This window comes from Pseudomonas sp. FG-3G (assembly GCF_901007645.1).
GTDB lineage: Bacteria > Pseudomonadota > Gammaproteobacteria > Pseudomonadales > Pseudomonadaceae > Aquipseudomonas > Aquipseudomonas rhizophila.
This window is the reverse complement of the sequence record NZ_CAAKGZ010000036.1, coordinates 39206-64021: the sequence shown is the minus strand read 5'-3', so window position 1 is coordinate 64021 and position 24816 is coordinate 39206. Positions and strand designations below refer to the sequence as shown.

Annotated in this window: 25 protein-coding genes, 4 tRNA genes and 1 pseudogene; 16 read left to right on the top strand and 14 right to left on the bottom strand. The window is 60.1% G+C overall.

Annotation, left to right across the window (positions count from 1 at the left end; genetic code table 11):
* Positions 1–131 precede the first annotated feature (131 nt).
* The 3 genes from PSEUDOMOFG3G_RS23465 (at position 132) to PSEUDOMOFG3G_RS23455 (ending at position 2834) form a co-directional block, all read left to right on the top strand.
* Positions 132–1307 (top strand): integrase core domain-containing protein, encoded by a 1176-nt coding sequence (locus PSEUDOMOFG3G_RS23465; protein ID WP_139051192.1) that lies wholly within the window; start codon positions 132–134, stop codon positions 1305–1307.
* A complete protein-coding gene (locus PSEUDOMOFG3G_RS23460) occupies positions 1308–1544 on the top strand; it encodes a nucleoid-structuring protein H-NS (protein WP_171061424.1) in 237 nt (78 codons plus the stop codon).
* Positions 1545–2468: 924 nt separating this feature from the next.
* The gene (locus PSEUDOMOFG3G_RS23455; protein ID WP_139051190.1) at positions 2469–2834 is read left to right on the top strand and encodes a DUF6124 family protein; all 366 of its coding nucleotides are present in this window, start codon (positions 2469–2471) and stop codon (positions 2832–2834) included.
* Positions 2835–2930: 96 nt separating this feature from the next.
* Here PSEUDOMOFG3G_RS23455 and PSEUDOMOFG3G_RS23450 read toward each other — a convergent pair whose 3' ends face one another.
* The 4 genes from PSEUDOMOFG3G_RS23450 to PSEUDOMOFG3G_RS23435 form a co-directional block, all read right to left on the bottom strand.
* Positions 2931–4277 (bottom strand): sigma-54 dependent transcriptional regulator, encoded by a 1347-nt coding sequence (locus PSEUDOMOFG3G_RS23450; RefSeq protein ID WP_139051189.1) that lies wholly within the window; start codon positions 4275–4277, stop codon positions 2931–2933.
* Positions 4274–5866 (bottom strand): nitrogen regulation protein NR(II), encoded by a 1593-nt coding sequence (locus PSEUDOMOFG3G_RS23445; protein WP_139051188.1) that lies wholly within the window; start codon positions 5864–5866, stop codon positions 4274–4276. Before PSEUDOMOFG3G_RS23445 ends, PSEUDOMOFG3G_RS23450 begins: the two co-directional genes overlap by 4 nt.
* A complete protein-coding gene (locus PSEUDOMOFG3G_RS23440; RefSeq protein WP_047229875.1) occupies positions 5856–6089 on the bottom strand; it encodes a PP0621 family protein in 234 nt (77 codons plus the stop codon). Before PSEUDOMOFG3G_RS23440 ends, PSEUDOMOFG3G_RS23445 begins: the two co-directional genes overlap by 11 nt.
* A 123-nt stretch (positions 6090–6212) precedes the next feature.
* Positions 6213–7229 carry an outer membrane protein assembly factor BamD gene (locus PSEUDOMOFG3G_RS23435; protein WP_047229874.1) on the bottom strand — a complete coding sequence of 339 codons (1017 nt, stop codon included), beginning with the start codon at positions 7227–7229 and terminating at the stop codon, positions 6213–6215.
* A gap of 151 nt (positions 7230–7380) precedes the next feature.
* On the opposite strand from PSEUDOMOFG3G_RS23435, the gene rluD reads away from it, so the two are divergent.
* The 9 genes and pseudogenes from rluD to PSEUDOMOFG3G_RS28485 all read left to right on the top strand — a co-directional run bounded on the left by rluD (position 7381) and on the right by PSEUDOMOFG3G_RS28485 (position 14258).
* Complete coding sequence (gene rluD, locus PSEUDOMOFG3G_RS23430; protein WP_047229873.1) at positions 7381–8343, top strand: 23S rRNA pseudouridine(1911/1915/1917) synthase RluD; 963 nt, start codon at positions 7381–7383, stop codon at positions 8341–8343.
* Entirely contained in the window at positions 8340–9065 is a 726-nt protein-coding gene (pgeF, locus tag PSEUDOMOFG3G_RS23425) for a peptidoglycan editing factor PgeF (RefSeq protein ID WP_076386367.1), read from the top strand. The genes rluD and pgeF overlap by 4 nt, the downstream gene beginning before the upstream one ends.
* A 130-nt stretch (positions 9066–9195) precedes the next feature.
* The gene (gene clpB / locus PSEUDOMOFG3G_RS23420) at positions 9196–11760 is read left to right on the top strand and encodes an ATP-dependent chaperone ClpB (RefSeq protein ID WP_047229871.1); all 2565 of its coding nucleotides are present in this window, start codon (positions 9196–9198) and stop codon (positions 11758–11760) included.
* Positions 11761–12076: 316 nt separating this feature from the next.
* Positions 12077–12152, top strand: a tRNA-Asn gene (locus PSEUDOMOFG3G_RS23415).
* 7 nt (positions 12153–12159) lie between these two features.
* A tRNA-Pro gene (locus PSEUDOMOFG3G_RS23410) sits at positions 12160–12236 on the top strand.
* Positions 12237–12241: 5 nt separating this feature from the next.
* A tRNA-Lys gene (locus tag PSEUDOMOFG3G_RS23405) sits at positions 12242–12317 on the top strand.
* A 94-nt stretch (positions 12318–12411) separates the two neighbouring features.
* A tRNA-Pro gene (locus PSEUDOMOFG3G_RS23400) sits at positions 12412–12488 on the top strand.
* Positions 12489–12593: 105 nt separating this feature from the next.
* A pseudogene (locus tag PSEUDOMOFG3G_RS28490) lies at positions 12594–13403 on the top strand (MCP four helix bundle domain-containing protein); the annotation flags it as partial.
* A complete protein-coding gene (locus PSEUDOMOFG3G_RS28485) occupies positions 13395–14258 on the top strand; it encodes a methyl-accepting chemotaxis protein (protein WP_371517269.1) in 864 nt (287 codons plus the stop codon). The pseudogene PSEUDOMOFG3G_RS28490 and the gene PSEUDOMOFG3G_RS28485, both read left to right, overlap by 9 nt.
* Positions 14259–14415: 157 nt before the next feature.
* On the opposite strand, the gene PSEUDOMOFG3G_RS23390 is transcribed toward PSEUDOMOFG3G_RS28485, so the two are convergent.
* From PSEUDOMOFG3G_RS23390 to PSEUDOMOFG3G_RS23375, 4 genes are read right to left on the bottom strand one after another with little or no spacing between them, the layout of a single operon-like run.
* Positions 14416–15714, bottom strand: a complete 1299-nt coding sequence (locus tag PSEUDOMOFG3G_RS23390; RefSeq protein ID WP_139051187.1) for an NAD(P)/FAD-dependent oxidoreductase — start codon at positions 15712–15714, stop codon at positions 14416–14418.
* Positions 15715–15774: 60 nt separating this feature from the next.
* On the bottom strand, positions 15775–15948 hold the full coding sequence (locus PSEUDOMOFG3G_RS23385; RefSeq protein WP_076386361.1) for a DUF3094 family protein: 174 nt from the start codon (positions 15946–15948) through the stop codon (positions 15775–15777).
* A 52-nt stretch (positions 15949–16000) separates the two neighbouring features.
* Positions 16001–16528: an MOSC domain-containing protein gene (locus PSEUDOMOFG3G_RS23380; protein ID WP_107322954.1), complete on the bottom strand. Its 528-nt coding sequence runs from the start codon at positions 16526–16528 to the stop codon at positions 16001–16003.
* On the bottom strand, positions 16525–17151 hold the full coding sequence (locus tag PSEUDOMOFG3G_RS23375) for a DUF1780 domain-containing protein (protein WP_047229866.1): 627 nt from the start codon (positions 17149–17151) through the stop codon (positions 16525–16527). The genes PSEUDOMOFG3G_RS23380 and PSEUDOMOFG3G_RS23375 overlap by 4 nt, the downstream gene beginning before the upstream one ends.
* 145 nt (positions 17152–17296) lie before the next feature.
* On the opposite strand from PSEUDOMOFG3G_RS23375, the gene PSEUDOMOFG3G_RS23370 reads away from it, so the two are divergent.
* Positions 17297–17983 carry an energy-coupling factor ABC transporter permease gene (locus PSEUDOMOFG3G_RS23370; protein WP_047229865.1) on the top strand — a complete coding sequence of 229 codons (687 nt, stop codon included), beginning with the start codon at positions 17297–17299 and terminating at the stop codon, positions 17981–17983.
* Between the two features lie 63 nt (positions 17984–18046).
* Complete coding sequence (locus tag PSEUDOMOFG3G_RS23365; RefSeq protein WP_076386357.1) at positions 18047–18262, top strand: hypothetical protein; 216 nt, start codon at positions 18047–18049, stop codon at positions 18260–18262.
* Between the two features lie 32 nt (positions 18263–18294).
* Here PSEUDOMOFG3G_RS23365 and yacG read toward each other — a convergent pair whose 3' ends face one another.
* The 5 genes from yacG to pilB are packed head-to-tail and all read right to left on the bottom strand — an operon-like array spanning position 18295 to position 22918.
* Positions 18295–18495 carry a DNA gyrase inhibitor YacG gene (gene yacG, locus PSEUDOMOFG3G_RS23360; RefSeq protein ID WP_047229863.1) on the bottom strand — a complete coding sequence of 67 codons (201 nt, stop codon included), beginning with the start codon at positions 18493–18495 and terminating at the stop codon, positions 18295–18297.
* Positions 18492–19115 (bottom strand): dephospho-CoA kinase, encoded by a 624-nt coding sequence (gene coaE, locus PSEUDOMOFG3G_RS23355; protein WP_139051186.1) that lies wholly within the window; start codon positions 19113–19115, stop codon positions 18492–18494. The genes yacG and coaE overlap by 4 nt, the downstream gene beginning before the upstream one ends.
* A gap of 11 nt (positions 19116–19126) precedes the next feature.
* On the bottom strand, positions 19127–19996 hold the full coding sequence (locus PSEUDOMOFG3G_RS23350) for an A24 family peptidase (RefSeq protein WP_139051185.1): 870 nt from the start codon (positions 19994–19996) through the stop codon (positions 19127–19129).
* A gap of 1 nt (position 19997) precedes the next feature.
* A complete protein-coding gene (locus PSEUDOMOFG3G_RS23345) occupies positions 19998–21215 on the bottom strand; it encodes a type II secretion system F family protein (protein ID WP_076386354.1) in 1218 nt (405 codons plus the stop codon).
* Between the two features lie 2 nt (positions 21216–21217).
* Positions 21218–22918, bottom strand: coding sequence for a type IV-A pilus assembly ATPase PilB (pilB, locus tag PSEUDOMOFG3G_RS23340; protein WP_047229859.1), 1701 nt, complete (start codon positions 22916–22918; stop codon positions 21218–21220).
* 224 nt (positions 22919–23142) lie between these two features.
* On the opposite strand from pilB, the gene PSEUDOMOFG3G_RS23335 reads away from it, so the two are divergent.
* Complete coding sequence (locus PSEUDOMOFG3G_RS23335; RefSeq protein WP_047229858.1) at positions 23143–23562, top strand: pilin; 420 nt, start codon at positions 23143–23145, stop codon at positions 23560–23562.
* 280 nt (positions 23563–23842) lie between these two features.
* A complete protein-coding gene (locus PSEUDOMOFG3G_RS23330) occupies positions 23843–24196 on the top strand; it encodes a BON domain-containing protein (protein WP_047229857.1) in 354 nt (117 codons plus the stop codon).
* 322 nt (positions 24197–24518) lie between these two features.
* Here PSEUDOMOFG3G_RS23330 and PSEUDOMOFG3G_RS23325 read toward each other — a convergent pair whose 3' ends face one another.
* On the bottom strand, positions 24519–24815 hold the full coding sequence (locus PSEUDOMOFG3G_RS23325; protein ID WP_047229856.1) for a DUF2845 domain-containing protein: 297 nt from the start codon (positions 24813–24815) through the stop codon (positions 24519–24521).
* Position 24816 lies beyond the last annotated feature (1 nt).

The following is a 24816-nucleotide window of genomic DNA, read 5'->3' as shown; positions in this document are numbered from 1 at the left end:
TCACTTTTGAAGAGCGCAAAAGTAACCAAAACGCTCATGCCGGTATGACTCACCCACATGGGTTACAAATCAGTTCACGCACATAGGTAACAGTTTTTAACTGGCAGGGTCGATTTCGCGAGGATCTGACCATGCCCTGGAGAGAGCTGAAACCTATGGACCTCAAAGTGATGTTCATCGCTGAGTATCTGTCTGAAAAGCACAGCTTTAGCCAGCTGTGCCAGGACTATCAGATCAGCCGAAAGACTGGCTACAAATGGGTCGAGCGCTATGAACTGGAGGGTCCCAGTGGGCTCGACGAACGTAGCCGCCGACGGCACAACCAAACCTATGTGGTGCCATTGGTTGTGAGGCAGGCAATCATTGAGTTTCGCTCTACTGGCGAAACGGTTCCGGGTCCTAAAAAGATCCAGAACGACCTGATGAAACGCTTTCCGGGGCAGGATCCGCCGTCGAAAACGACCATCTACAACATCCTTAAGGCAGCGGACTTGATTCTGTCTCGACCGTTACGCCAGCGTGTTGCTGTCTACCCCAAGCCTTTGCGTAAGGCAGAAACGCCTAATCAGCTCTTCAGCGCAGATTACAAAGGCCAATTTCTCACCGGGGCGGGCGTTTGGTGCTATCCACTGACGATCATGGATCATGCCAGTCGCTTCTTGCTTGCCTGCGAGAGCATGGCCAATACCAATCTCAAGGAGACCCAGCAAACCTTCGAGCGCGTTTTTCGTGAATACGGGATGCCTGAACGTATCCGCACCGATAACGGCGTGCCGTTTGCCAGTACGGGTCGTGCAGGGTTATCGCAGTTGTCGATCTGGTGGTTGCGCCTTGGGATTATTCCTGAGCGAATTGAGCCCGGTCGGCCAGATCAAAATGGGCGTCATGAGCGCATGCACCGAACATTGAAAAGTACTTTTCCCAAACCGCCAGCCATTGCCTGGGAGGCTCAGCAAAAACACTTTGATCGATTTATGCAGCACTACAATCACGAGCGGGGACACGAGGCGCTCGGCCAGAAAACCCCGGCCTCCTGCTATACACCCTCAACCCGAGCTTACCCGGAAAAACTACCGGAAATGGGCTATGCGAGCCACGTTGAGTGTTACCTGGCTGATAGTTGCGGAATCATTAATCGAGCGGGTCTGCGGATATACGTGGGGAATCTGCTCAGGCATCAAAACATTGGAATGGAGATGATCAAAGATGGGGTATGGAATGTGATCTTCGGTCCGGTGATCCTAGGTCATGTCAACGCTAGGGACGCAAAGAATGGCTATGTTTCAATCAAAGTGTCACCTATGTGAATGCACTTTTTTGTAACCCATGTGGTTGTCCCGTACATGCCCCACCACTCGGCACCTCGCTTAGGCTCGGTGTGCCCTCACTCCGGCATTGCTCCGTGGGCCCGCCGCGAAGGGCCATCCATGGCCCAGCGCGGCTACCTCGGCATCCATGCCGAGGTGCCCACTGCGCAATACCTGCGTTCGGCCAGCGTGGTCAACGGGGCGCCCCAGATCAAAATCAAAAGCGAGGCGGCCTGACAGCCGGCCTGTTCTTGCGGGTGTACACCCATCAGACCTGTGAGCCGGACCTGTGGGAGCACAGCTTGCTCTCGAGGCGGCCTGATAGTCGGCCTGTTTCTTGCGGGTGTACGCCAATCAGACCTGTTGAGCCGGATCTGTGGGAGCAAAGCTTGCTCTCGAGGCGGCCTGATAGCCAGCCTGTTTCTTGCGGGTGTACACCCATCGGACCTGTGAGCGGATCTGTGGGAGCAAAGCTTGCTCGCGAGGCGGCCTGATAGCCGGCCTGTTTCTTGCGGATGTACACCAATCGGACCTGTGAGCGAACCTGTGGGAGCAAAGCTTGCCCGCGAAGGCGGCACATTCAGTATTGATGCAAACAGAGCCACCGCTATCGCGAGCAGGCTCGCTCCCACAGGAGAAACGCGTTCGTCCAAAACCAGGCCGGCTGTCAGGCCGCCTCGCGGAGGACGTTGATCTCGGCGCCCCGTTAACCACGCTGGCCGAACGCAGGCGTTGCGCAGTGGGCATCCCGGCATGGATGCCGGGATAGCCGCGCTGGGCCATGGATGGCCCTTCGCGGCGGGCCCACGGAGCAATGCCGGAGTGAGGGCACACCGAGCCTAAGCGAGGTGCCGAGTGGTGGGGCATGAGCGCTTTGGTTACTTTCGCGCTTTTCGAAAGTGACCCGCCGTAAGGGCGGAACCCTAAGTAGCCGTTACCGCAGAAATGGATATACACACTCACAATAGCGCCTTCACAGCCAACCAGAATTTGTGGGAATGGTCGGACAAGGCCCCTAATTCGAGCCGAATTTTCCGACGAGTTCTGGCGGTTGCCGGGTGGGAAGGTCTCTCGTTAACCTTTTCCCGTCGCTGCCAATTCAGCGACCGGGCGTCGCGGCCCGCAAACTTGGTAATCCATTCCTTCCTTTGGAGTACCGCAATGTGTGACAAATCTCCATCCGCTTCAGAAACCAATAACGAGTCCCCATACTCCAGCCTTAACCCAAAACAGCTTGATGAAGCCGCCAAGCGCGCCCTCGACTATTACCTCGGCCCAAAGCCCGAAGCCAAAAAGAAACCCGCCTCAAACCAGCTATTCACCGTCGTGGACGGCATCGACACCGAATGCCTGCTCGCCAACCTCAGCGAAACCCTGGCCTCAGCCAACGCAACCGTCAGCGACCTGGCCTTCGAGCTTGAAGGCTCGCGACGGCATATCGCCTTGGGGGTACAGCAGTTGATTGAGTTGAGTGAATTACTGGCCAATCGTGTTCTGGACGAACGGGTACCAGTGCCGGAGGGCTAGAGAAGGGGTGCAAATCAGCCAAGGCGAACGCCGAACCTGTGGCGAGGGAGCAAGCTCCCTCGCCACAGGTTAAGTAGGGGGCTTCAGGACCGCGCCTCAATCCAACCCCAACTTCTTCAACCGATACCGCATCGACCGAAACGACAACTTCAACCGCTGGGCCGCCGCGGTGCGGTTCCAGCGGGTTTCCTCCAAAGCCTGGAGGATGAGTTTGCGTTCGACGTCCTCCAGATAGTCTTCCAGGTTATCGACCCGCATCAGGTCGGGGCTGCCTGCGTCGGTGGTGCTGATGCCCTCGGCCAGGCGCAGGTCGTGGGCTTCGATCAACTGGTGCTCGCAAAGGGTGTAGGCGCGTTCGAGCATGTTTTCCAGTTCCCGAACATTGCCCGGAAAGCGGTAGTTTCGAAGGGCGTCCAGGGCTTGGGGATGGAGCTTGACCACGGGGCTGCCGGTGTTGGCGGCCAGGCGCTGGAGGGTGTGATTGGCGAGCGATTCGATGTCTTCGCGGCGTTCGCGCAGCGGCGGGACGCGCAGTTCGATGACGTTGAGTCGATAGTACAGGTCCTGGCGAAAGCGCCCGGCGATGACTTCGGCGTCCAGGTCCTTGTGGGTGGCGCAAAGAATTCGTACATCCACCACTTCTTCCTGCTGGCCGCCAACGGCCCGCACGGCTTTTTCCTGGATGGCGCGCAGCAATTTGACTTGCATCGCCAGGGGCAGGTCGGCCACTTCGTCAAGGAACAAGGTCCCGCCGTGGGCGGCCTGGAACAGTCCGGGTTTGTCTTCGATGGCGCCGCTGAAGCTGCCTTTTCGATGGCCGAAAAACTCGCTTTCCATCAGCTCAGTGGGAATCGCCCCACAGTTGACCGGCACAAAACGCTGGGCGGAACGCGGGCCTTGCTCATGGATCAACCGGGCGACCAGTTCCTTGCCGCAACCCGATTCCCCGCTGATGTAGACCGGCGCCTGACTGCGAGCGAGTTTTTCGATCTGTTTGCGGACGTTGTGCATCGGCGGGGAATCGCCCAGCAGACAGCGCTCGATGGACGCCGCCGGGATGGCGACCGACGGCAGGCGTAATGCGCTGGTGACCAGCTCACGCAGCCGACCCAGGTCGACCGGTTTGGTCAGGAAGTCGAAGGCGCCGGCCTTGAGGGCGTCGATGGCGGTTTCCAGGCTCCCGTAGGCGGTGATCATTGCCACGGGCAATTGCGGGTAGCGTTGCTGGATATGTTGCACCAGCTCCAGGCCAGTGCCGTCGGGCAGGCGCATGTCGGTCAGGCACAGGTCAAAGGTGTCTTCAGCCAGCAGGGCCCGGGCCTGGGCAAGGTTCTCGGCGCTGCGGGTGTCGAGTTTCATCCGGCCCAGGGTAATGTCCAGGAGTTCGCGGATGTCCGGTTCGTCATCGACGATCAGGATTCGTTGCCGTGAGCGCGTAGTCAAATCTGTTTCCGTCCGTGAGCAAAAGTGATGCGAAAGCAGCCGCCGCCTTGGCGTGGTTTGAAGTCTAGGCGGGCCTGGTTGCTTTCGCACAGCTCACGGGACAGATAGAGCCCAAGGCCGGTGCCCTGGCTGCTGGTGGTGAAGAAAGGTTCGAACAAATGCGCTTGCTGGTCCGGTGTCACGCCGGGGCCGTTGTCGATAATGTCCAGCGTGGACAGCTGGCTGTGGGGGTCGATGAACAGCTTCAGCCAGACCTCGGCCTCTTCATGGGCCATCGCGCTGTGACGCCAGGCGTTGCGCAGCAGGTTGTCGAGCACCTGGGTCAACTGATCGGGGTCCATCAGCGTGAGGTAGTCACCCGGGTCGATGCTCAGGTGCAAGTGCTGATGCCCAGCCGCGTTTTCCCGGGCTTGTCGGACGAACTGGTCGAGCCAGATCCGCAGATCCAGGCGCTGCGGCGTGGTCTGCTGGCGGCGGGACAGTTGCAGGACGTTTTCAATGACGCGGTTCATTCGTTGGGAGTGATCCTGGATGATCTGCGTCAGACGCCGATCCGCGCTGTTCAGTTCCTCGGACTCGCGCAGCAATTGCGCCGCATGGCTGATCGCTCCCAGCGGGTTGCGGATTTCATGGGCGATACCGGCGGTGAGGCGCCCCAGGGAGGCGAGTTTCAACTGCTGGGCGTGTTGGGCCACTTGGGCCAGGTCTTCGAGGAAGACCAGGATCTGATGCTGATCGTGATGCCCCAGGGCAATGAAACTCGGTTGCAAGGTCAGGCCGGTGCCGTTAATGGTCAGGCTTTGCGGACGCAGGCTGGGGTTGTTCAACCACAGCTGTAGCCGCTCCACCAGGGCGCCGGAGCAGTCGTCGAGCCGCTGGCCGACCAGGTCGTGCATGCCCAACAGGTTCAATGCGCTTTCGTTAGCCAATTGCACCCGGCGCTGGCGATCGAGCACCAGGATGCCGGTGCGCATGCGTTGCAGGATCAGTGCGTTGAGCGCTTCCAGACCGACTACTTCGCTGGCCCGTTGTTCGGCGAGGATTTCACTGGCTTCCAGGCGTCGGGTCAGGCCTTGCACCAGCAGCGCGGCGGCAAAACACAAGGCCCCCAGGGTACCGGCCTGCAGATAACTGCTGGGACGGCTCGAATCGCTGAGGTCAAGGAAGAAGCTCGATCCGACGATGCCCAGCGTGGCGACAGCGGCAATCAACAGGCCGATTCGGCCTCGCAACAACGTATTGCCGATGGCCACCGAGACGATGAGCAGGTTGCCGATGGCGCTGGGGGCGCCGCCGGCAGCGTAGAACAGCCACGACAACAACAGCACGTCGGTCAGAGCCAGGCCGAACAGCCGGGCTGGGCGGCGGGTATTTTCAAGAAACACCACCAGCAGGATATTCAGCACCAGGTACAACCAGCTGCCGCTGCGCAGCAAATCGTCGTTGGCGAACTCCAGCAAGCGGTTGTCCATGTTGCTGGAGATCAGCAACACCAGGGTGATGCCGATGCTTAGACGGTACAGGTGATAGAGACGCAGCAGGCGCTGCGCCTGTTTGACGCGAGGGCTTGAGGCTTGCTCAGCGGTCACGAGTGCCCGGGCCTTGCTCGAGGTGAGCCTGGCTGCAATACCACTGTTGTTCGAGGGCCAGTGCCCGATCTCGCGGCAGGTGCACGCCGCAATGGGCGCAACGGACCATGGGCGGTGCGTCCTGTTCCCGAGGGGAGTTCGGCGCGGCAGAGGTCCCCTTGAACTTGCGCCACAACCATATCGCGGCGGCAATCAGGGCGATCCAGAACAGTAAACGAAGCATGATGGGCGGCTTTTTGGCTAATGATCAGGCAGTTTAGCCAAGGACAGGAACGGCGCACAGCGCTATAAAATCCAGGCACAAAAAAGGGAGACCCGCGGGCCTCCCTTTTGCTGACACCTGGCCTCAGTCGAACAGGCCGAAGGTCATGTAGCTGAACCAGGAGCGATCGCTGGATTCGCTCTCAGGCTCTTCTTCTTCGAGCACGTCGCCATTTTCGTCCTTGGGCTTGAGCTCGTTTGGAATGGCTTCCTTGGCATCCTGGAACTGGCGCTGAACGTCCTGGTTGGCGCGGGTTTCGCCCGGCGGCAGAGGTGGACGGGATTCGATCAGGCCCAGGGTCGCCTTGCTCAGCCACGAACGGTTGTCGGCCTCGTCAACCCGTGGAGTGAACTGACCATCCTCCAGGGACGGGTGATCCGGGTAGTTGAGCTTGAGGGTTTCCAGGCTGGTGGCGGCCAGGTCGTCCAGGTGCAGGCGCTGGTAGGCTTCGGTCATCACTGCCAGGCCGTCGCCCACCGAGGGGGTTTCCTGGAAGTTTTCCACCACGTAGCGGCCACGGTTGGCGGCAGCGACGTAGGCCTGACGGGTCAGGTAGTAGTCAGCCACGTGGATTTCGTAGGCGGCCAGCAGGTTGCGCAGGTAGATCATGCGCTGCTTGGCATCCGGCGAATAACGGCTGTTGGGGAAACGGCTGGTCAGCTGGGCGAACTCGTTGTAGGAGTCGCGCGCGGCGCCCGGGTCCCGCTTGGTCATGTCCAGCGGCAGGAAGCGCGCCAGCAGGCCGACGTCCTGGTCGAAGGAGGTCAGGCCCTTGAGGTAGTAAGCGTAATCGACGTTCGGGTGCTGCGGATGCAGACGAATGAAGCGCTCGGCGGCGGATTTCGCAGCTTCCGGCTCGGCGTTCTTGTAGTTGGCGTAGATCAGCTCCAGCTGGGCCTGATCGGCATAGCGACCAAACGGATACCGCGACTCCAGCGCCTTGAGCTTGGCCGTGGCGCTGGTATAGCTGTTGTTGTCCAGGTCGGTCTGCGCCTGTTGGTACAGTTCGACTTCGCTCAGGTTTTCGTCTACGACTTCCTTCGACGAGCAAGCAGCAGTCAATGCGAGGATGGCGATCAGCAGCAGGTGTTTCACTTGCATGGCGGCTTGCGTCCCTATGACGGCCGCTGTCTTGGGCGGGGCCGTCCTGTTATGATGAGCGCCCCGTTGAGAAGCCTCGGGGCAAAAGACGCCGTATTTAACCACAAGCGCGCAGCCGAAACCAAAGGCTGTGCCGACGCCTAGTCCGAGCATGTCCGATAAAATAGAACTTCGCGCAGAGGTGCCGTCCGAATTGGGCGGCCAACGCCTCGATCAAGTCGCCGCACAACTCTTCGCCGAGCACTCGCGCTCGCGCCTTTCCGCCTGGATCAAGGACGGCCGCCTGACTGTGGATGGGGCGGTGATCCGCCCGCGCGACATCGTCCATGGCGGCGCCATCCTCGAACTGACTGCCGAGCAGGAGGCCCAGGGAGAATGGGTCGCCCAGGACATTGCCCTGGACATCGTCTATGAAGACGACGACATCCTGGTGATCAACAAGCCTGCGGGCCTGGTGGTGCATCCGGCCGCCGGTCATGCCGATGGCACCCTGCTCAACGCCTTGTTGCACCACGTGCCGGACATCGTCAACGTGCCCCGCGCTGGCATCGTGCACCGCCTGGACAAGGACACCACCGGTCTGATGGTGGTGGCCAAGACCATTCAGGCGCAGACACAACTGGTCACACAGCTGCAAAGTCGCAGCGTCAGCCGCATTTATGAATGCATCGTGATCGGCGTGGTCACCGCCGGTGGCAAGATCAACGCCCCCATCGGCCGTCACGGCCAGCAGCGCCAGCGCATGGCGGTGATGGAAGGCGGCAAGCAGGCGGTCAGCCACTATCGCGTGCTGGAGCGTTTTCGTTCCCATACGCATGTGCGAGTCAAGCTGGAAACCGGTCGTACCCACCAGATCCGCGTGCACATGGCCCACATCAACTTCCCGTTGGTGGGCGATCCGGCCTATGGCGGACGTTTCCGCATTCCGCCGGCCGCGAGCATCACCATGGTCGAGTCGTTGAAAAACTTCCCGCGCCAGGCGCTGCATGCACGTTTCCTGGAGCTGGATCATCCGACCACCGGCAAGCGCATGAGCTGGGAATCGCCGCTGCCGGATGACTTCGTCTGGCTGCTGACGTTGCTCAAGCAGGACCGCGAGGCGTTCATCGGATGAATGACTGGCTGATACCCGACTGGCCCGCGCCGGCCTGGGTAAAGGCCTGCGTCACTACCCGGACCGGCGGCGTCAGCCTGGCGCCGTTCGACAGCCTCAACCTGGGCGACCATGTGGGCGATGAGCCCACGGCCGTCGCTGAGAACCGTCGCCGCCTCACCGATCGATTTGCCATCCGTCCGGCCTGGTTGCAGCAGGTCCACGGTATTACCGTGGTCGAGGCTGATCCGGCTCAGGTGGCCATCGCCGATGCCAGCTGGACCGCCACACCGGGTATCGCCTGCACGGCGATGACGGCGGACTGCCTGCCGGTGCTGTTCTGCAACCGTGCCGGCACCCGCGTCGCGGCAGCCCATGCCGGTTGGCGCGGGCTGGCCAACGGCGTACTGGAAGCGACTCTCGACAGTCTCCAGGTCCCGGCCGACGAAATCCTTGCCTGGCTCGGCCCGGCCATCGGTCCGCAAGCCTTTGAAGTGGGGCCAGAGGTGCGTGAAGCGTTCATGGCGCAACTGCCTAGGGCGGCAGACGCCTTCGTGCCTGGCGACACTGCCGGCAAGTTCCTGGCCGATATTTATGCACTGGCCCGCCAACGGCTGGCGGTGCGCGGTGTCACGGCGGTCTATGGTGGCGGCCAGTGCACGGTGACCGACCCACGCTTCTTTTCCTATCGGCGCAACTCGCGTACCGGTCGCTTCGCCTCCCTGATCTGGCTCGACCGCTAGACTTCTCTGATCTGTATCAATAGCGCACTGCTTGAATCTTCCAGAATCGTCCACATCTATAGCGGTATCTGGCAGGTTTCTTCATTCAGGATGTTTTTAAGGTCCGGCCTGCTCAAAAGGAAGGTGACCCATGCGTATTGACCGTTTAACCAGTAAGTTGCAATTGGCCCTGTCCGATGCCCAGTCATTGGCTGTCGGCCTGGACCATCCCGGCATTGAGCCGGCGCATCTGATGCAAGCCATGCTCGAGCAGCAGGGCGGCTCCATCAAGCCACTGCTGATGCAGGTGGGCTTTGACGTGAGCAGCCTGCGTAAAGAGCTGGCCAAAGAGCTCGACCAGCTACCCAAGATCCAGAATCCGACAGGGGACGTGAACATGTCCCAGGATCTGGCGCGCCTGCTCAACCAGGCCGACCGCCTGGCCCAGCAGAAGGGCGATCAGTTCATCTCCAGTGAGCTGGTGCTGCTTGCCGCCATGGACGAGAACAGCAAGCTGGGCAAGCTGTTGCTCGGCCAGGGCGTGAGCAAGAAGGCCCTGGAAAATGCCATCAACAACCTGCGTGGCGGCGAAGCGGTAAACGACGCCAACCACGAGGAGTCCCGCCAGGCGCTGGACAAATACACCGTCGACCTGACCAAGCGTGCCGAGGAAGGCAAGCTTGACCCGGTGATCGGCCGTGACGACGAAATCCGCCGCACAATTCAGGTGCTGCAGCGTCGCACCAAGAATAACCCGGTGCTGATCGGTGAGCCTGGCGTGGGTAAAACCGCCATCGCCGAAGGCCTGGCCCAGCGCATCATCAATGGCGAAGTGCCGGATGGCCTCAAGGGCAAGCGACTGTTGTCCCTGGACATGGGTTCGTTGATTGCCGGTGCCAAGTACCGCGGCGAGTTCGAAGAGCGGCTCAAAGCCTTGCTTAATGAATTGTCCAAGCAGGAAGGGCAGATCATTCTGTTCATCGACGAGTTGCACACCATGGTCGGTGCGGGCAAGGGCGAAGGCTCGATGGACGCCGGCAACATGCTCAAGCCTGCGCTGGCCCGTGGCGAGCTGCATTGCGTCGGTGCGACAACGCTCAACGAGTACCGCCAATACATAGAGAAGGACGCGGCGCTGGAGCGGCGTTTCCAGAAAGTGCTGGTGGAAGAGCCCAGCGAAGAAGACACCATTGCCATCCTGCGTGGCCTTAAAGAACGCTATGAGGTTCACCACAAGGTGGCGATTACCGATGGCGCGATCATTGCGGCGGCCAAGCTCAGCCATCGCTACATCACCGACCGTCAGTTGCCGGACAAGGCCATTGACCTGATCGACGAAGCCGCCAGCCGCATCCGCATGGAAATCGATTCCAAACCGGAAGTGCTGGATCGTCTGGAGCGGCGCCTGATTCAACTCAAGGTCGAATCCCAGGCCTTGAAGAAAGAAAGCGACGAAGCGGCGAAGAAGCGCCTGGAAAGGTTGCAGGAAGAGATTGTTCGCCACGAGCGCGAGTATTCCGATCTCGAGGAAATCTGGAATTCGGAGAAAGCTGAAGTCCAGGGCTCGGCGCAGATCCAGCAAAAGATCGAACAGTCCCGCCAGGAACTGGAAGCGGCCCGTCGTAAAGGCGACCTCAACCGCATGGCCGAGCTGCAATATGGGGTGATCCCGGATCTGGAGCGCAGCCTGCAAATGGTCGACCAGCACGGCAAGAGCGAAAACCAGTTGCTGCGCAGCAAGGTCACCGAAGAAGAAATTGCCGAAGTGGTTTCCAAGTGGACCGGCATTCCGGTGTCGAAAATGCTCGAAGGCGAGCGCGACAAACTGCTGAAGATGGAAAGCCTGCTGCACCAGCGCGTGATCGGTCAGGAAGAAGCGGTAGTGGCGGTTTCCAACGCCGTGCGCCGGTCTCGAGCCGGGCTGTCGGACCCTAACCGGCCGAGTGGCTCGTTCATGTTCCTCGGCCCGACCGGTGTCGGTAAAACCGAGCTGTGCAAGGCGCTGGCCGAGTTTCTCTTCGACACCGAAGAGGCCATGGTGCGCATCGACATGTCCGAGTTCATGGAGAAACATTCCGTGGCGCGGCTGATCGGCGCACCACCGGGCTATGTCGGCTACGAAGAGGGCGGTTACCTGACCGAGGCTGTGCGACGCAAGCCGTACTCGGTGATCCTGCTCGATGAAGTCGAGAAGGCCCACCCGGATGTGTTCAACATCCTGCTGCAAGTGCTGGAGGATGGTCGTTTGACCGACAGCCACGGACGCACGGTGGACTTCCGCAATACCGTGATCGTGATGACCTCCAACCTGGGCTCGGCGCAGATCCAGGAACTGGTCGGTGATCGTGAGGCGCAACGCGCGGCGGTGATGGATGCAATCTCCACTCATTTCCGGCCGGAGTTCATCAACCGGGTGGACGAAGTGGTGATCTTCGAGCCGCTGGCTCGTGATCAGATCGCTGGCATCACCGAGATCCAGCTGGGACGTCTACGCAGCCGCCTGACCGAGCGCGAGCTGAAGCTGCAATTGAGTGACGAGGCGCTGGATAAGCTGATCGCGGTGGGTTACGACCCGGTCTATGGCGCGCGGCCACTCAAACGTGCCATCCAGCGCTGGATCGAAAACCCGCTGGCACAGTTGATTCTGTCCGGGCGCTTCATGCCGGGCGAAACCGTGACCGGCACGGTGGAGAACGACGAAATCGTCTTCAACTGAAAGCCTGCGGATCGGGTGATTGGAATGGCCTCGCACTGCGAGGCCATTTTTTTCATCAGGCCGTTGAACTCAAAGGAAAAGGCTTGTAAAGTGCGCCCCGCAGTACGTCACCCCCAAGGGCCACTTCTCTGTGAGAAGCAACCCGAAATAAGTTGCAAATCATTGTCTTGAAAGCAATTTAAGGGGTTGACAGAGGTTTTTAAGATTGTAGAATAGCGCGCCTCAGACACACGAACGCAGCGATGCGAACGGGTAGAAGAGGTTGAAGCTGGCTTCAATGTTGTAGCTTCAAATAGCAGTAACTTGAAATATCAGTTCCGTGATAGCTCAGTCGGTAGAGCAAATGACTGTTAATCATTGGGTCCCAGGTTCGAGTCCTGGTCACGGAGCCATTTCAATCGGGGTATAGCGCAGTCCGGTAGCGCGCCTGCTTTGGGAGCAGGATGTCAGGAGTTCGAATCCCCTTACCCCGACCATTTTTGGGTCGTTAGCTCAGTTGGTAGAGCAGTTGGCTTTTAACCAATTGGTCGTAGGTTCGAATCCCACACGACCCACCATTTTTGAAACCAGTTCGCTGGAATCGAATCTTAAGATCAGAGGCCAAAAGCGCTGATCGAGGAAGGCGACTTGCGAAGGTCGCCTTTTTTTTACCGGGGTATAGCGCAGTCCGGTAGCGCGCCTGCTTTGGGAGCAGGATGTCAGGAGTTCGAATCCCCTTACCCCGACCATATTAAAAATCCTCGTATCGAAAGATACGGGGATTTTTTTTGCCTGCGATAAAGCAGATTGCCTTAAGTCATCGTACAACCTGCCGATAACCCACCGACAGGGGCATGGCTCCACTTCAGGCCAAAATAAAAAAGGCGCTCCCCATGGTTCTTCGTCAACTGAATATCGCCCCCCGTGCCGCGTTGGGTTTCGCTTTGATCGCCGTGTTGGTGGCGTTGCTCGGGGTGTTTGCGCTAGGACAGATGTCGAGTATCCGTGACAGTGAAGTCGCGGTAGAAACCCAGTGGTTGCCCAGTATTCGCGGCGGTGACGAGATCCGTGAATTGATGTTGCGCATCCGCACCATTTCCCTGCGCATGGCCCTGGACCAGGACCCGAAGAACATCCCGGTGTACCGTGGGCAAATGGACACCCGCGACAAAGAACTGAGCGAAAAAATCGTCAGTTACGAAAAGCTCGTCATCACGCCTGAAGGCAAGGCGCTTTATGACCAGTTCAAGCAAACCTTTGCCGCTTACCGCACGGGCATCGCCCAATCCTTCGCCCTGGCAGAGCAGGGGCGTCGGGACGAGTTGATCAAGCTGCTGCTGGTGGACATGAAGACCGTGGTGGACGGTTCCGGCAAACAGCTCAACGATCTGGCGGAACTGTTCTCCAGACAAGTCTCCATCGAGAGCCAGAAATCCCAGGAACACTACGTCAATTCCCGGATGATCGTCAGCCTGTTCATTGTGCTCGCCGCCTTGGCGACGGTGGCCCTGGCCATGCTGCTTACTCGCAGTATCGTCAAGCCTTTGGGCGAGGCGTTGAATGCCGCCGAAAACGTCGCCCGAGGTGACCTGACCCGACCGATCAAGACCCACGGCAGCGACGAAGTCAGCCGCTTACTCAAGGCACTGGCGACCATGCAGCAGAACCTGCGTGAAACCTTGCAGGGCATCAGCGGCTCAGCTACCCAACTGGCGACCGCCGCCGATGAGCTGAACGCGGTCACGGTCGATAGCACCCACAGCCTGCAACAGCAGAATAACGAAATTGAACAGGCCGCCACCGCCGTCACCGAGATGACCACCGCCGTGGAGGAAGTCGCGCGCAATGCGGTTTCCACCTCCGATGCCACGCGTCAGTCCAGTGAGTCGGCGTCCCTTGGGCAGCAGCGGGTCAGCGACACGGTCGACGCCATCGGCGCCCTGGCCAGTGATGTGCAGGTGACTGGCGGCCTGGTGCAGTCCCTGGCCAACCAATCGCAGGATATCGGCAAGGTGCTGGACGTGATCCGGGCCATCGCCGAGCAGACCAACCTGCTGGCCCTCAACGCGGCCATCGAGGCGGCCCGGGCTGGCGAAAGCGGTCGTGGGTTTGCGGTGGTGGCCGATGAGGTGCGGGCGCTGGCTTATCGCACGCAGCAATCGACCCAGGAAATCGAGCAGATGGTCCAGGGCATGCGCAGCGGCGCCACCCAGGCGCTGGATTCGATGCAGGCCAGCTCCAGTCGCGCCGCCAGCACTCTGGCAATGGCGGAGCGGGCAGGGGAGGCGCTACAGACCATCACGGCGTCGGTCAACGAGATCCACGAACGCAATCTGGTGATCGCTAGCGCCGCTGAAGAACAGGCGCAAGTGGCTCGGGAGGTGGATCGCAACCTGGTGAACATTCGGGATCTGTCGGTGCGCTCGGCCACCGGTGCGGACCAGACCAGCGCGTCCAGCCATGAGTTATCGCAACTGGCGAATTCATTGCGCACCATGGTGCAGCGGTTTCAGGTTTGATCGATGGATGGCTCGGACAGTGATCCTGCCCGAGCTCAAGTATTGACTGTACCGCCCCCATCGCGAGCAAGCTCGCTCCCACAGGATGACCGCGATCAACTGTGGGAGCGAGCTTGCTCGCGATGACGGTGGATCATTCGATGTCAGTACTGCTGACTCAATGCAGCTTCAGCCGAGGCTCGGTCCCACGCCCGATCTTGCTGCCCAGCATCAGCATGGCCGTGCGGAACATGCCGTACAGCGCCATCTGGTGCATGCGGTACAGCGATACATAGAACATCCGCGCCAGCCAGCCTTCGAGCATCACGCTGCCGGTGAGGTTGCCCATCAGGTTACCCACCGCCGAGAAACGCGACAGCGAGATGAGCGAGCCGTAGTCGGTGTATTTGTATTCCGGCAGTGCCTTGCCTTCGATCCGCAACTTCAAGGACTTGGCCAGCAGCGAGGCCTGCTGGTGGGCGGCCTGGGCGCGGGGTGGGACGTTGCGGTCGGTGCCAGGTTGCGGGCAGGCGGCGCAGTCGCCGAAGGCGAAGATGTTCTCGTCACGGGTGGTTTGCAGGGTCGGCAGCACTTGCAACTGGTTGATGCGATTGGTCTCCAGACCGTCGATTTCCTTGAGGAAGTCCGGGGCGCGAATCCCGGCGGCCCAGACTTTCAGGCTCGCGTCGATGACCTTGCCATCGACGGTGATCAGGCTGTCGGCTGTCACCTGGCCAACAGCGGCGTTGGTCATGACATTGACCCCAAGTTTCTCCAGGGTCTTGTGCACAGGGCCGCCGATGCGCTCCGGCAAGGCCGGCAGGACCCGCGGTCCGGCTTCGATCAGGGTGATGTGCATGTTCTCCGGTTTGATCCGGTCCAAGCCATAGGCTGCCAGCTCATGGGCGGCGTTGTGCAGCTCGGCCGCCAGTTCAACCCCCGTCGCCCCGGCGCCGACGATGGCAACGCTGATGCGTTCGACCACGTCGGTTTGCCCGGCATGGGCGCGCAGATAATGGTTGAGCAGTTGCTGATGGAAACGCTCGGCCTGTTTGCGCGTGTCGAGGAACAGGCAATGCTGCGCCGCGCCTTCGGTGCCGAAGTCATTGGTGGTGCTGCCGACGGCGATCACCAGAGTGTCGTAACCCAGCTCCCGGGCGGGCAATAGTTCCAGGCCCGCCTCGTCATAGGTGGCGGCCAGCTGGATGCTCTTGCGCTCGCGATCCAGACCGCTCATGCGCCCCAGTTGGAACCCGAAATGGTTCCATTTTGCCTGGACGACGTAGTTGAGTTCGTCTTCGGAGGAGTTCAGGGAACCGGCAGCCACTTCGTGCAACAGCGGTTTCCAGATATGGGTCAGGTTCGCGTCGACCAGCATCACACTGGCCGTGCCGCGCTTGCCCAGAGTCTTACCCAGACGGGTAGCCAACTCCAGACCGCCGGCGCCGCCGCCAACGATGACAATACGATGAGTCATGGGGATATCTCGCAAGGCTAAAGGAAATCGGTGCCGTTACCCGCGCGAGCATCAAGCGGCTCATAGCGTCAGGTAACTGATCAGTCGGCTCAACAGGCCCAGGCCGATGGTGATGGCCAGTACCACCACCAGAAGCATCCACGGCCGGAAAGGCCGGCGTTCGACTCGGTGCTGGGACAGTTGCAGGTACTCTTCGACATGCTTCTGGTCTTCCGGGTTCAGGCGGCTGGTCATAAAGGCCTCGGCAGGTAGACGTTGCGAAAGGTATAGACGCTACAGCGTCTGGCTATCCGGCATTGAAAGCAGCGTAGCCGCTCGCCGGAACAGGTTCGACACTCAAGCTGTCGTCCAGGCGAATGATTCCACTTTTTAACACCCGTGCGGTGATTCCGCCATGGCCGCGCACGGCCTGGAACGTCCCTTCGCCGAGGTTACGCTCCAGTCGCGCGCACGGCTGGCACCAGCCGGTGGTTTCGAAGATGGCCTGGCCGATGCGAAAGCGCCGGCCCTTGAGGCTGAACAGATTGATACCGCTGACCACCAGGTTGCGTCGCAGCTCTTGCGGCAACACCGGCTGATCCACCGGGCGGCCCATCAGTGAACCGATCACGGCCAGGTGTTCCCACTGAATCAAGGTGACTTGCCGTGCATTGCGCACGCCGGGACGGGCATGGTCGCCCGTCAGGCCGGCCTCCAGGCGTGCCTCCACGGCGTCGAGTTCAATCATGGGTGCATGGCCCTGGGGGCGCACGCCTATCCAGCGTACGCGGCCTTGCTGGGGCACGGCGGCAATCAGTTCCTGCAGTGGGCTCACAGGCTGATCCCGACATCGAACACGATGCTGCGCCCCAGATTGCTGCGCAGGAAATCCGGCGCATCGGGATGGGCGAACAGCACCCGGGCAAACGTCGGCCCCACCAGCGACAGCGAGCGCCAACCCTGGCGCAGGTATTCGGTCGGCGGCGGGAAATGGCTGTTGAGGTCCAGCACTTCACGCTTGAGGCTGGCGAAGGCGATGATGTCCAGCTCCCCCAGATCCATGCCGCGTTCGGTGTAGTTGTGGGCTTTCTTGCGCAGGGTCGGGGCCAGGCGCAGCAGGAATTCATTGGCCGGGATGCGTCGGGGCTTGGCTTCGCGGCGCACCAGTTGGCTCAGGGAGAAAGCGCTACGGCGGCGCTGCAGCTCGTCGCGCCATTCGTCATTGAGGCGACGGCCTTCGTCGAGGACAAAAAACACCTCGAAGTTGGCATCGCGAAACAATACGTCCGGCGGCTCTCCCGCAGGGGCGAACTCATCAGCGCGATAGGGCACGTTCAGCCCTTGCAGCAGACGCTGGCAGACCCAACGCTCACGCTCCCATTTGCGGGCATTGGACAGAAAAGCGTTGGCTTGCTCGGCCGCGATGGTCAGCAGGCGTAAATAATCGGAATCATCCATGAGCCCAAGCTTAGCGTTCAATTGCGACAAGCTGGAAGCGTTGCATTGATTTATGGCCGGTTAAGGGTGGGGTGTAGACTGCTGGCTTGAATCCTGAGGTGATCATGGAGTCTTTGATGCAAGGACAAGCCAGAGGAGTAGCGCCATGATCGGTGCCGAACTGCTGTCTGCGCAGACGTTGACGGTCGGCTGGCTGATTTATGTGCCGGTGCTGGCCTGGGCCGTAGCACGGGCGCCATGGGTGGAGCTGTTCACCGACAGCCGTCGCCAGCACTTGCTGTTCGGCACGGTCCTGGCCGTGTTCATGTTGTGGCTGGTGCGACGGGATTTCGATACCGGCGTCTCGTATCACTTCATCGGCATGACCGCCGTGACACTGCTGCTGGACTGGCCGCTGGCGATTCTCGGCGGCCTTTGCGCCCAGCTTGCCCTGGTGCTGCTGGGACGCCAGGACATGGCGGCGGTGGGTATCAACGGTGCGTTGCTGATTTTGCTGCCGGTGCTGGTGACCGAGTGCTGCGCGATCCTGGTGGAACGCGCCCAACCGCGCAATCTGTTCGTGTACATCTTCTGTTCGGGATTTCTCGCCGCCGCGCTTTCGGCGTTGTTGTGCCTGCTGGTGGGGCTTGGCCTGCTGTGGTACGACGGGGTGTTCGCCATGCCTTACTGGCTGGAAGATTTCATCGGCTACCTCTGGCTGATCATCTTTCCCGAGGCGTTTATCAACGGCATGGTGGTCAGTGCGTTGGTGGTGTTCAGCCCCGAATGGCTGGAGACTTTTAACCGTACGCGCTATCTGTCGGCCCCCTGGAAGGATGACGACAAGCCTTGATTCACATCAAGGCTGAGCAGCCGGGTGCGCTTCATGCTCTGGAAAAATTCCAGGAGCACAACCATGAGTGTTTATGAGTGGGCGAGACAAGAGATCAGGCGCAGCCAGGACGCGGCAGTGGAAATCGGCTTCGACCCGGGCCTTAGCCTGCGGGCCTTGCTCAGTGCGATCGTGCAGCAGAGCAAGGCGGTGCGCAGTGCTGAAGACCTGGCCGATGAACTGAGTTTCCTGGCGGAGAATCTCGACGATGAACAGGACTACGGTTTCATGCGGCCTTAAAGCGACAACGCGGTGGGGAAACTCATGGCTCCCTAGTGGCGAGGCTCGAACTCTTCGCTGAACAGGTCGTCCTCGGCATCGGGGCTGACCGGGATCTTGTGTTCTTCCGACGCCCAGGCGCCCAGGTCGATCAGTTTGCAGCGGTCGGAGCAGAAGGGCCGGAAGGTGTTTTCCGGGCTCCATTCCACAGGGGCGCCACAGGTTGGGCAATCAACGGTTGGGGTTTGGCTCATGACTGGCCTCCACGCAAAGTAAGGTAAAAGTGATGCAGGCGCTCGACCTCGCTGTGCAGCCAGGCGAGGTCGCGGTCATTGACCACCACGTCGTCGGCATGGCTCAAGCGATCCTGACGGCTGGACTGGGCCTTGAGGATCGCCTGGACCTGTTGCTCGCTGGTCTTGTCGCGCTGCAAGGTGCGTTCGATCTGTAGTTGTTCCGGTACATCGATCACCAGGATCCGCTGGGTCATGGCGTACTGGCCGGACTCGATCAACAGCGGCGACACCAGAATCGCATAGGGTGATTGTGCCTGGGCCAGATGATGAGCGATTTCCTCGGCGATCAACGGATGCAGCAGCGCCTCGAGCCAGCGGCGTTGCTCGGCATTTTCGAAAATCAGTTGGCGCAGGGCCGCTCGGTCCAGTGTGCCGTCGGCCTGCAATACGCCGGGGCCAAAATGTTCGGCGATCTTGGCCAGCGCCGGGCGTCCGGGTTCGACCACCCAGCGCGCCGCGTGATCGGCGTCGACGACGTGCACGCCCAGGTCGATAAAGTGCTGGGCCGCCGCGCTTTTGCCGCTGCCGATACCGCCAGTCAGGCCGAGAATCCAGGGTTTTTCTGCGGGGCTATTCATTGAAATCGACATTAGGAACCGACAGACTGCCAATAGAAGTCGGTTATTTGACCACCCCAGAGCAAGGCAATCCAGCCGGCAATGGCCAGATAGGGCCCAAAGGGGATTTGCGTCGATGTCGGAGCATCACGCAGGCGCAGCACAATGACCCCGATAACGGCGCCCACCAGCGATGACAACAGCAACGTCAGCGGCAGGATCTGCCAGCCACCCCAGGCGCCCAGCATCGCCAGCAGCTTGAAATCCCCGTAGCCCATGCCTTCCTTGCCAGTGATCAATTTGAACACCCAGAACACCGACCACAGCGCCAGATAGCCGGCCACGGCGCCCCACATCGCCTGATTCAAGGGGACGAACAAGCCGAAGCTGTTGACGATCAAGCCCAGCCACAACAACGGCAGCACCAGGGTGTCGGGCAACAATTGGTGCTCGGCATCGATCAGGCTCATGCCCAGTAGGCCCCAGGTCAGCACCATCACCATTGCGGCCTGCCAGCCAAAGCCGAAATACCAGGCGACGAACGCCGACAGGATGCCGCAGGCCAGTTCGGTCAGGGGATAGCGCCGGCCGATGGGCGCGGCACAACTGGAGCAACGACCGCGCAATGCCAGGTAACTCAATAGCGGAATGTTTTCCCAGGCCCCGATGCGGTGGCCGCAGTGCGGGCACTGGGAATGCGGCAGCATCAGGTTGTAGACCGGGCCAGGGGCTTCGGCGGGCAGGCCCAGCAAGTCATGGGCTTGCAGCCGCCATTCGCGCGAGAGCATCTTGGGCAGGCGCCACACCAGGACGTTGAGGAAACTGCCGATGATCAGTCCGAGCAACAACGCGGCGAGCACAAAGGCCAGGGGATACAGCGCGAAAAACTCAGTCAGGGGCATGTCAGATCGCAGAGCCGAGTTGAAAGATGGGCAGGTACATGGCAACCACCAGGCCGCCGACGACCACCCCCAGGACCACCATGATGAACGGTTCCATCAGGCTGGTGAGATTGTCCACCAGATTGTCCACCTCGGCTTCATAAAAGCTCGCCACTTTGTCGAGCATGTCGTCCAGCGCGCCGGACTCCTCGCCGATGGCGGTCATCTGGATCGCCATGTTCGGGAATATGCCTGAAGCACGCATGGAAAAATTCAATTGCATGCCGGTCGAGACATCCTGCCGGATGCGTTGTACCGCGCGTTTGAACACCACGTTACCGGTGGCGCCTGATACCGAGTCCAGGGCTTCCACCAGCGGCACGCCGGCCGCGAATGTCGTGGACAGGGTCCGGGCGTAGCGGGCCACGGCGGATTTGTACATCAGGGTGCCGATCAGCGGCAGTTTGAGCAGCCATTTATCGCGCCAGTCACGCAAGCCCTGGGAGCGCTTGAGTGCATGTTTGACACCGAAGAACGCCGCCACCGCGCCGCCCAGCAGCATCCACCACCACTGCTGCATGAACTCCGACAGGCCGATGACCATCACCGTGAAGGCCGGCAGTTGGGCGCCGAACCCGGAGAATACCGATTCGAACTGCGGCACCACCTTGACCAGCAGAATACCCGTGACCACGGCGGCGACGAGCACCACAGCGGCCGGGTAGGTCATGGCCTTCTTGATCTTGGCCTTGAGGGCTTCGCTTTTTTCCTTGTAGGTCGCGACGCGCTCCAGCAGCGTATCCAGGGCGCCGGCCTGTTCACCGGCGTCCACCAGGTTGCAGTACAGTTCGTCGAAGTATTGCGGACTCTTGCGCAACGACGCGGCGAAGCTGTTGCCGGCGGCGACTTCCTGTTTCACCTCGTCCACCAGCTTGCGCATGTTGGCGTTGTCGAAGCCTTCGCCAATGATGTCGAACGCCTGCAACAAGGGCACGCCGGCCTTGAGCATGGTCGCCATCTGCCGAGTGAACAGGGCGATATCCAATGGCTTGATACGCTTGCCCTTGCTGAATATCGAGGTGGACTTCTTGCGAACCTTGCCTGGGTTGATGCCTTGTTTGCGCAACTGGGCCTTGACCAGGGCCGGGCTCTGCCCAGTCAGTTCGCCGGTCATTTTCGTGCCTTTGCGGTCTTTGCCTTCCCACGTGTAAACGTCGGTTTTTATTGCCTTGACCGCCATGTTCAATCCTTGGTGACCCGGTTGATTTCTTCGAGGCTGGTGATGCCTTGCATCACTTTGAGCAGTCCCGAGGCGCGCAGGTCATTAAAACCGTCCTTGCGCATTTGCAGGTCGATTTCCAACGAGTTGCCCTCGGCCATGATCAGCCGTTGCAGTTCGGGCGTATTCCTGACCACTTCGTAAACCCCCACGCGCCCCTTGTAGCCGTTGTTGCACTGTTCGCAACCGACCGGCTCATAGATCGTGAACGAGCCGATGCGTTCCCGGGGGAAGCCTTCCTTGAGCAGGGTTTCCTCGGGAATCTCGATGGCCCTTTTGCAATGCGGGCACAGCTTGCGCGCCAGTCGCTGGGCGATGATCAGGTGGACCGCCGTGGCGATGTTGAAGCCGGGAATGCCCATGTTGTGCAGGCGGATCAGGGTTTCGGCGGCGCTGTTGGTGTGCAGGGTGGAGAGCACCATGTGTCCGGTCTGGGCGGCCTTGATGGCGATTTCGGCGGTTTCCAGGTCGCGGATCTCGCCCACCATGATCACGTCCGGGTCCTGGCGCAGGAACGAGCGCAGGGCCTGGGCGAAATCCAGACCCTGGCGCGGATTCACGTTGACCTGGTTGATGCCTTCCATGTTGATTTCCACCGGATCCTCAGCGGTGGAAATATTGATGTCCACAGTGTTGAGGATATTCAGCCCGGTATAGAGCGACACGGTTTTGCCAGAGCCGGTGGGCCCGGTCACCAGGATCAACCCTTGTGGTTGTTTGAGCGCCGCCATGTACAGCTCTTTCTGGTCCGGCTCGTAGCCCAGGGCATCGATACCCATCTGCGCGCTGGAGGGGTCGAGGATCCGGATCACCACTTTTTCACCCCAGAGCGTCGGCAGGGTGTTGACCCGGAAGTCGATGGACTTGTTTTTCGACAGGCGCATTTTCAGGCGCCCGTCCTGGGGTTTGCGCCGCTCGGAAATATCAAGGCTGGCCATGACCTTCAGGCGCGCGGCGATGCGGGTGGCCAACTGGATCGGCGGGCGGGCCACCTCTCGCAGCATGCCGTCGGTACGCACCCGCACCCGGTAGATTTTTTCATAGGGTTCAAAGTGCAGGTCGGAGGAGCCGCCCTTGATCGCGTCCAGCAGCATCTTGTTGACGAACCGCACCACCGGCGCATCGTCGGTGTCCTGGCCGGCGATGGAGTCTTGCTTGTGATCATCGATCGACTCGATGTCCAGGCCGTCGAGGTCGACATCGCCCATGCCTTCCAGGCCGGTGCTGGTGGATTCGAAAAACTTTTCGATGGCGTCGCTGAGCTTGTCGTCCTCCACCAGGATGGCTTCGGTGGTCAGGCCGGTGCTGAACTGAATGTCATTGATGGCCTGGTGGTTGGTGGGGTCGGAGATGCCCACGAACAGCTTGTTGCCACGCCGCCACAGCGGCAGGGCGTGATGCTGGCGCACCAGTTTTTCGCTGACAAGGCCGGTGGGTTGGGTTTCCTTGTCCAGGCTGTTGAGGTCCAGCAGGGCCACGCCGAAATGCTCCGAGGCAATTTCCGCCACCTGGCGACTCTGGACCAGTTTGTTCTGCACCAGGTAACTGACCAGGGGCATGCGACTGCTTTGGGCTTGTTGGTACGCCTGCTGCGCACTTTGCTCGGTGATCAGTTCGGCCAGTACCAATTGCTTGGCCAGACCGCTTAAGGCGATGTCATTCATGGGGATTCCGACGCGGACAGTTCATGACTTATAGCCTAGTCAAGCATCCAGACCAAACCAGCGGGGCGCAGTGACAAAAAACGTCAGATAGTGCGCTTGTTGGGGTAGGACATAGGGACGCGGCGGGTCGAAGTCCCTTGTCAGCGGGCGCGACAGGGTTGGCACATGCCATGCAATGGCCTCCTCAGGTCATGAGACTCCACCTCATGCTTTGGAGATTATCTATGAATAAGCAAAACGGTTTTACCTTGATCGAGTTGCTGATCGTTGTAGCGATCATCGGCATCCTGGCGACGTTTGCGTTGCCGCAGTATTCCAAGTATCAAGCGCGGGCGAAAGCTACGGCGGGGCTGGCGGAAGTCTCCGCGTTGAAGGTGCCGTTCGAGGACGTCATGAACCAGGGAACCAACCCGACGTTAGCCAACATCGGCGGAACATCGCCCACCAGCAATTGCACCCTGACCGCTTCAGGTACTGCAGCGGACGGAACCGGAACCATTGCATGCACCCTGCTGAATGCGCCAGCTCCCGTTCTCGGCAAGGCAATCACCCTTTCCCGTTCAGCAGCCGGTGTCTGGACCTGCGCTTCGACGGCCGTCCAGGAATTCTTGCCCGCCGGTTGCACGGGGGCCGCTGCACCCTGATTTTGGGTCTGGTTGAGCCGGTGGCGAGGGGCTTTTCCCCTTGCCCAGGAAAACCTCAACAATTCATAAACTTAGGGAGCGCCGAAAAAGCCGCAACTTGCATGTCCCAAATCAGCAGGCCATGCATTTTGCATGATTGTGAAAATTTCCGTTTCGCTTAACTAGTTGATTTTAAAAGAATTAATTAATTCGTGAAAACTGGCACAGCCTTCGCACTACTCCTGATAACCCTGCCGGGAAACACCTCCGGCAGTTTTTGAGAAAAACAGGAGTTACTCGTATGAAGAAGTTCGCTATCACTGCCGCAGCTGCCACCGCCCTGACTCTGACCATGGCTAGCGCTTTCGCCGAGACCACTCAAGCAACTCAGGCTCCGATGATGCTGGCTGCTGGTGAAGTGACAGAAGCCAAAGAAGACGTTTCTGATACCTGGATCACCACCAAGGTCAAAGCCGATCTGGTCACTGAAAAAGGCATCCCAGGTTCCGATATCAAGGTAGAAACCAATAAAGGCGTAGTGTCGCTGTCGTCGACTACTGTCCTGACCGACGCGCAAAAAGACACCGCCGTGGCGATTACCAAGAAAATCAAAGGCGTCCGAGACGTTTCGGCTGACGGCCTGAAATCCGAGTAAGACTCAAGGCTTCTCGCCTGGACCGGGAGAAGGCACGGCAAGCGGGCTGAGACATACGTTTGCCGTTGCTTTGGAGTTCATGCGAAGGCCACACGGAAGTGGCCATTACAGGCCCCCAGCATTCGTGCCGGGGGCCTGTTCTATTGCGCAATGGAAAAGTATTCAGGGACCCATCTGGGAAATCGACTGGCCGATTTCGCGAGCAGGCTCGCTCCCACAGTGGACAAGCTTCTTCGGCAAGATGCGTTCGAATGTGGGAGGGAGCTTGCTCGCGATTGGCGGCGGCACATCCCACGCCATCTCAACTGAATGACAGAACCGCTCAGCGCCCCCGCTTGCTGGTGATCTGCACCAACCGATTCCCCTCGAAACGCAGGTACTGGTACATGCCACTGTTGGGGCCGTAGGTCCATTCTTCCACCGGGTATTCTTCCCGGCGATTGACGCTGCGTTTGTAGCCCAGGTCATCCCGCGCCGCGGGTTGCCCGCATTTTTGCAGGACTTCGCTGGAGCGGTCACCGACGCTGATCAACTGGCTGCCACAGCGCAATGTATCGGCTGCCGACGTCTGGCCGCTGGCGAGCAGCAAGATCAGGCTAAGCCCGTACAGACGTTTCATC

Coding starts and splice junctions, on each gene's coding strand:
- PSEUDOMOFG3G_RS23365 (WP_076386357.1), top strand. CDS start 18,047: ATGAGTGTTTATGAGTGGGCGAGACAAGAGATCAGGCGCAGCCAGGAC.
- rluD (WP_047229873.1), top strand. CDS start 7,381: ATGTCCGATAAAATAGAACTTCGCGCAGAGGTGCCGTCCGAATTGGGC.
- PSEUDOMOFG3G_RS23435 (WP_047229874.1), bottom strand. CDS start 7,229: ATGCAAGTGAAACACCTGCTGCTGATCGCCATCCTCGCATTGACTGCT.
- PSEUDOMOFG3G_RS23325 (WP_047229856.1), bottom strand. CDS start 24,815: ATGAAACGTCTGTACGGGCTTAGCCTGATCTTGCTGCTCGCCAGCGGC.
- PSEUDOMOFG3G_RS23350 (WP_139051185.1), bottom strand. CDS start 19,996: ATGCCCCTGACTGAGTTTTTCGCGCTGTATCCCCTGGCCTTTGTGCTC.
- PSEUDOMOFG3G_RS23330 (WP_047229857.1), top strand. CDS start 23,843: ATGAAGAAGTTCGCTATCACTGCCGCAGCTGCCACCGCCCTGACTCTG.
- PSEUDOMOFG3G_RS23335 (WP_047229858.1), top strand. CDS start 23,143: ATGAATAAGCAAAACGGTTTTACCTTGATCGAGTTGCTGATCGTTGTA.
- clpB (WP_047229871.1), top strand. CDS start 9,196: ATGCGTATTGACCGTTTAACCAGTAAGTTGCAATTGGCCCTGTCCGAT.
- PSEUDOMOFG3G_RS28485 (WP_371517269.1), top strand. CDS start 13,395: ATGCAGCAGAACCTGCGTGAAACCTTGCAGGGCATCAGCGGCTCAGCT.
- pilB (WP_047229859.1), bottom strand. CDS start 22,918: ATGAATGACATCGCCTTAAGCGGTCTGGCCAAGCAATTGGTACTGGCC.
- PSEUDOMOFG3G_RS23345 (WP_076386354.1), bottom strand. CDS start 21,215: ATGGCGGTCAAGGCAATAAAAACCGACGTTTACACGTGGGAAGGCAAA.
- pgeF (WP_076386367.1), top strand. CDS start 8,340: ATGAATGACTGGCTGATACCCGACTGGCCCGCGCCGGCCTGGGTAAAG.
- PSEUDOMOFG3G_RS23460 (WP_171061424.1), top strand. CDS start 1,308: ATGCACTTTTTTGTAACCCATGTGGTTGTCCCGTACATGCCCCACCAC.
- PSEUDOMOFG3G_RS23370 (WP_047229865.1), top strand. CDS start 17,297: ATGATCGGTGCCGAACTGCTGTCTGCGCAGACGTTGACGGTCGGCTGG.
- PSEUDOMOFG3G_RS23440 (WP_047229875.1), bottom strand. CDS start 6,089: ATGCTTCGTTTACTGTTCTGGATCGCCCTGATTGCCGCCGCGATATGG.
- coaE (WP_139051186.1), bottom strand. CDS start 19,115: ATGAATAGCCCCGCAGAAAAACCCTGGATTCTCGGCCTGACTGGCGGT.
- PSEUDOMOFG3G_RS23455 (WP_139051190.1), top strand. CDS start 2,469: ATGTGTGACAAATCTCCATCCGCTTCAGAAACCAATAACGAGTCCCCA.
- PSEUDOMOFG3G_RS23390 (WP_139051187.1), bottom strand. CDS start 15,714: ATGACTCATCGTATTGTCATCGTTGGCGGCGGCGCCGGCGGTCTGGAG.
- PSEUDOMOFG3G_RS23385 (WP_076386361.1), bottom strand. CDS start 15,948: ATGACCAGCCGCCTGAACCCGGAAGACCAGAAGCATGTCGAAGAGTAC.
- PSEUDOMOFG3G_RS23465 (WP_139051192.1), top strand. CDS start 132: ATGCCCTGGAGAGAGCTGAAACCTATGGACCTCAAAGTGATGTTCATC.
- PSEUDOMOFG3G_RS23375 (WP_047229866.1), bottom strand. CDS start 17,151: ATGGATGATTCCGATTATTTACGCCTGCTGACCATCGCGGCCGAGCAA.
- yacG (WP_047229863.1), bottom strand. CDS start 18,495: ATGAGCCAAACCCCAACCGTTGATTGCCCAACCTGTGGCGCCCCTGTG.